This is a genomic window from uncultured Mailhella sp., from assembly GCF_944324575.1.
GTDB lineage: Bacteria > Desulfobacterota > Desulfovibrionia > Desulfovibrionales > Desulfovibrionaceae > Mailhella.
Genome location: NZ_CALUWV010000136.1, coordinates 1 through 4805 on the forward strand (window position 1 = coordinate 1; position 4805 = coordinate 4805).

The window sequence follows — 4805 nt, forward strand, 5'->3', positions numbered from 1 at the left end:
GTTGACCCGGCGCTTTCCCCTCCCCATCTGGAAATCCCTTCCAACCACACCGATGTGACCGCGAAGCGGGAACATCGGTCGGCCACCGCAGGCGGGTGCGGCAGCACACGCCTGCACTGACCGGGCAGCCCGAACGGCGTCCGCCGAGCCTTACGGCCTTTGCGTCACATCCTCCCCAGCCCTGCCGCTGTTTCCAAGCACGGTTCCCGGCATCCGCACGGCCCCCGCCGCGCGGCGCAGCCGCAAGGCGAAACAGGGGGGCGCGGGGGGAATTATTTCCCCCGCCGGGGCCCGGGGCGGCGCCCCGGCTGCTCCGGCCTGTCCCCTTCCTCTTTCCTGTCTTTCCTGCGTTTCCTGCGTTTCCTGCGTTTCCGACGCCTGGGGGCCGGAGTGCTGCGGACTTTTCTCCTTGACATTATGAGACTTTTTTCCCTTATGGTGACGGCATGATTTTCAAGGAGGCAATGCATGGCATCGGCACACATACTCTGGATAGCGTTTTCCTGGCTTCTCGGAGGCTTCGTTCACGGGGTCACGTCCATAGGCGCGTCCATGGTCGCCATGCCCATGATCACCTTTGTCACCGAACCCAGAGAAGCCATACTCATCGCCTGCGTTTCCAGCGGCGTCGTGCCGCTCGCGCTTTCGGTCATCTACCGCAAATCCATTCTCTGGCGGGAAACGCTGTGGCTTTCGGCAGGCTGCATTGTCGGCATTCCTGCGGGAGTGGCCATGCTCACCCGGCTTTCCGGCCCCGTGCTGCTCTTCGCCATGGGCGTCATGCTTCTGTTCTTCGTGGCCTGGCAGACTTTTTCCCATCATCTGACCGTCACTCTGCCCTTCCATCCGGCAACGGCCCTTTTTGCAGGCTTCCTCGGCGCGTTCCTTACCGCAGGCACCAGTCTCGGCGGCCCGGTCGCCGCCGTGTACGCCGCCTTCCGAGGCTGGAACCAGCAAAACGCCCTCGCCTCCACCAGCATGTACTTCAACTTCGTCAACGGCAGCGTGGTGCTCATGCAGTGGCACGCCGGCCTGTATGACAGCGGCGTGTTCAGCGCCATAAGCGTGTCCCTCACCGCCGCCGTTCTCGGCGTTCTCATCAGCATTCCCGTGGTGCGGCATATGCCCCAGGCCACCTTTCACAGGCTGCTTCTTCTCATGATCTTCGCTTCCGGCGTCACGCTGGTGGGCCGCGCCGTGCTGTAGCGGCGGCAGGCAGCCGTCCCCCCCCTCTCCCTGCAAAAAAACAGGCCCGGTCGAAAACATCGGCCGGGCCTTCCTTCATGCTGAAAACCGTCTTACTTCTTCCGCTCGAGCAGGTCCTCGGGAGCCTCCTTTTCCAGCTCGGAGAGGGCCTCTTCCAGCTCGTTGCTCAGGGTGTTGGCCTTTCGCGGATCCCAGTCGGCAAGGGCGGAACGCATCGCGTTCAACGTCTCTTCCACCTTCTTCGCGCCGGGCATGAGGAGCTTTTTCGTCTCCTCGGGAATGTCGGCAAAGCGCAGGGAATCGGGCAGATACTCGGCAAGCTCCGTCACGCCGCGCTTCATGCCGGAGGGCCCCCAGCGGTCGAGTTCCGACCACACCAGCGCCGACAGCTTCGGCCACGCGGCCGTCACTTCATCCTCGTTGTACGTCCATGCCCCCACGCGAATCTGCAATATCTTTCCCATACCATTTTCCTTTTTTTGATGCCCTGGTGACACCGGCTCCCGTCCGCTCCGGACACGCTGTACTGTCCCTTAACCTGCACGGTGGTCATTTCATGTAACGGCGGGAGTAAATCCCGCCTGTTCATGACCACCGGCCGGGCTCCTGACGTCGCCCGGGGCCCCCGAGCGTTGAAAATCCGTCATTCCGTTGCAAACGAACGTTTCCCAGAGCGCTCATAAAACGCACGGCATACGTCTGCCCGTCCCCCTGTGTCCTGCCGAACCGGCGAAGCCGGGAGGCAGAAACGAGGGGGCGCGGGGGGAATTATTTCCCCCGCATTGCCTTTCCTGCCTTTCCGGGGTCCGGGGCGGCGCCCCGGCTGCTCCGGCCTGTCCCTTTCCTCTCTCCTGCCTTTCCTGCCTTTTCTTTTTACAGAAACGCCGCCGAGGCACGGGGCATCGGCGGCGTCATTCATTGCGTCAACGGGGGGTTATTCGCCCTCGTTCCATTCGCTCTGGACGCGGGCGACGACGTCTTCAACGGCGGACTGCTGTTCGGGCGGGCAGACGACGATGAGGGGGCTGCCGGCGTCGACGTTCTTTGTCTGATCGAAGTAGACGTCGTAGATGATGCCTGCGGGGCCGGAGTAGCACAGGGGCACTTCTCGCTTCATGCGGGAGACTATGAACAGTTCCATGCCGTCGTGGATGGACACGGTACGGCATCCGAGGATTTTTACCTTTTTGTCCACGTCGGGCACGAAGTAGTACTTGGCGCGTTCCGGGGCGCAGAAGGCGTAGAGGCTCTCCTTGAGGAGCTTGCTCACGACTTCCTGACGGGTGAGGTAGTGGCGGATGACGCCGAGGGGCGTTCCGGCCTCCACGAAGGAGCCGTCAAGGTCGCGATAGAGCTTCTGGAGCACGCCGCGTTCGGTGGCGAGCACCTTGCGGGGGTTCTTCTCGCGGGTAATGGTGGCGATGTGGGTACCGGGAACTTCCTTCCAGGTACCGGTAAAGCCGCTCACGCGGTCGCCCTCGTTCACGTCGGCGAAGCGGATGACGCCGGTGTGAGGAGCGCAGACCTCCCTTTCGGTGTAGGGCGCGGCCTTGAGTTCTTCCATGACTTCGGCAATGTCTCTCATGCGTTCACCCTAGCGATAGTAAAGGTTGCGGCCGCCCATGGTTTCGAGGGCCTGACGAAGGTTGGCGCGCACGTCGCGGCGGTCCCACACGCCCTGAATGTGCCCGCGGGAAAGGGCCTTGTAGCAGTTGTGATGATCCGGCGGAATGTCGAGACCGGTGGTGTTCTTGATGACGCCGGGACCGGCAAAGCCGATGTCCGAGGAGCGTATGGCGAACTGATAGAAGGCGCAGCCGAGGAAGCTGGCCACAGGGCCGCCGTAGGACTTGGTGTCATAGAGCACGAGATAGAGGCCGCCGGACTCGATGTAGCGACGCACGGCCACGGTGCAGCGCGGCATCTGGATGACGCCGTGGGTACCTTCCTGAATGCGTATGCCCGCGGTTCCGTGGCAGTACACGATGAACGGATAGCGCTTGCGGCGCGCGCGGTCGGCAGCGGCCACGAACTTGGAGCCTTCGGCCACGCCCACGGAGCCGCCGCGGAAGGAGCCGACGAGTATGGCCACCACCACCTGCACGCCGTCGAGACGGGCTTCAAAGGTGATGCAGCCGCTCTTGAGGCCGGTCTTTCTCTTGGCTTCGGCGATCTTTTCGTCGAATCCGGGGAAATGCAGGGGGTTTCCGGCTTCCACTTCGGTGTTGAACTCATAGAGGGAGTTCTCGTCGAAGCAGTTGTTCATGAGCCACTGGTATTCCATGGGGAAGTGATGCCCGCAGGTGGAGCACACGCCGGCGAACTCGTTGTAGAGATCGGGGGCCCACATGTCCATGCAGCCGCGCTGCGCGGAATAGGGGCAGGAGACGGCGCGGTCTTCTTTGGCCTTGGGGGACACCCAGGCCCAGCCCGTGTGGTTGTCTTCTTCCCATTCGGAAAGGGTGGTGAGCTCCTCGGTGTTGCCCGCGGGCTCTTCGGTTCTGCCGTGCAGCCTGTTCCACGGCTTCATGGCGCGCAGCTTGAGCATTTCCCATTCCGAGCCGAGTTCCTCAAGCAGGTTGGAGAAGGTGCGGCGGTTGCGGTGATAGAAGTCGTAAATGAGGCGGTTGTAGATTTCCCACCACTGTTCGGACCATGCATCGCCGAGGCGACCCATGATGGAACGGCGATTCTGACACTCGCGGTGCGAGGCCTTGATGAACTTGTTCTGACGCATTTCCACGAGACGCTGACGCGCCTTGCGGGAAAGATCCCAGCGCACGGAGAACTCGTCGAGATTGAGTTCTCTGTCGCGGAAGCGGCGCAGGGTGGCGGCGCGCAGGGGAGCGAGGCCGCGGGCGGAAAGCACGACTTCGTCGGTGGCGCGGATGACTTCCTGACGGATGGTGCGGAAGAACTCGTAGTGGTACGGACGCGCACCGAGCACGGGTTCCTGAATGATCTTGTCTATGTAGCCGAACTTGAGGTTGTCTTCGGCGGTGAGGTGCAGATCGCGGGCGCAGCGCTCCACGAGGTCGGCGGAAGCGCGGGCCCCGCCGCGAAGATGGCCTTCAATGGCGGCCGCGCCTTCGGGGGAGATCACGGAGTAGTAGCCGTGGGAGAGCATGAGGCGCTTGTCGGCGAGAGAAATGGCTTCGGCGCCGCCGGAACCGCCTTCGGAGAACACGGCGATGAACGGCACGGTGAGCCCGGCCATTTCATAGATGTTGCGGGCGATCTGCTGGGCCGCGCCGGGGTAATCCTCGAGGGGGTAGCCGCCGGGGGTGAACACGTAGGCGTGAATCGGAATGCCTTCGGTTTCGGCCACGCCCATGTAGTGCTTGGCCTTGGCGTTGCCCCAGGGCTTGGCGGAGCCGCCGTTGCGGAATTCCTCGCCGTGGCCCTTTTCGTGACCCATGACGAGCACGGGCTGATGATAGACCTTGCCGTGCCGCTTGCGGGTGATGTAGGCGCGGGCGATGACCATGGCGGGATCGTTGGTATGTTCGCCCTGCCCGCCTATTTCGGTGTAGTTGTCGTACACGTTTTCGAGAATGTCGCGCAGGCAGATGCGGTGAGGATGGCGCACGATGCGCACC

General features: G+C 62.9%; 4 protein-coding genes. 1 reads left to right on the forward strand and 3 read right to left on the reverse strand.

Features of this window, described 5'->3' with window-relative positions; genetic code table 11:
- Positions 1-468: 468 nt before the first annotated feature.
- Positions 469-1206, forward strand: a complete 738-nt coding sequence (locus Q0J81_RS10585) for a sulfite exporter TauE/SafE family protein (RefSeq protein WP_294447762.1) — start codon at positions 469-471, stop codon at positions 1204-1206.
- Between the two features lie 92 nt (positions 1207-1298).
- On the opposite strand, the gene Q0J81_RS10590 is transcribed toward Q0J81_RS10585, so the two are convergent.
- From Q0J81_RS10590 to Q0J81_RS10600, 3 genes are all read right to left on the reverse strand, one after another.
- Positions 1299-1670 carry a formin-like protein 18 gene (locus tag Q0J81_RS10590; protein ID WP_294447764.1) on the reverse strand — a complete coding sequence of 124 codons (372 nt, stop codon included), beginning with the start codon at positions 1668-1670 and terminating at the stop codon, positions 1299-1301.
- A gap of 470 nt (positions 1671-2140) precedes the next feature.
- Positions 2141-2791, reverse strand: coding sequence for a biotin attachment protein (locus Q0J81_RS10595; RefSeq protein WP_294447766.1), 651 nt, complete (start codon positions 2789-2791; stop codon positions 2141-2143).
- A 9-nt stretch (positions 2792-2800) separates the two neighbouring features.
- Positions 2801-4805, reverse strand: a 2005-nt coding sequence (locus Q0J81_RS10600; RefSeq protein ID WP_294447768.1) for an acetyl-CoA carboxylase carboxyl transferase subunit alpha/beta, incomplete at its 5' end; no start/stop codon positions are given.

Bases quoted from the DNA above. Each gene is read 5' to 3' on its own strand.
- Q0J81_RS10595 (WP_294447766.1), bottom strand. From the start codon at position 2,791: ATGAGAGACATTGCCGAAGTCATGGAAGAACTCAAGGCCGCGCCCTAC.
- Q0J81_RS10585 (WP_294447762.1), top strand. From the start codon at position 469: ATGGCATCGGCACACATACTCTGGATAGCGTTTTCCTGGCTTCTCGGA.
- Q0J81_RS10590 (WP_294447764.1), bottom strand. From the start codon at position 1,670: ATGGGAAAGATATTGCAGATTCGCGTGGGGGCATGGACGTACAACGAG.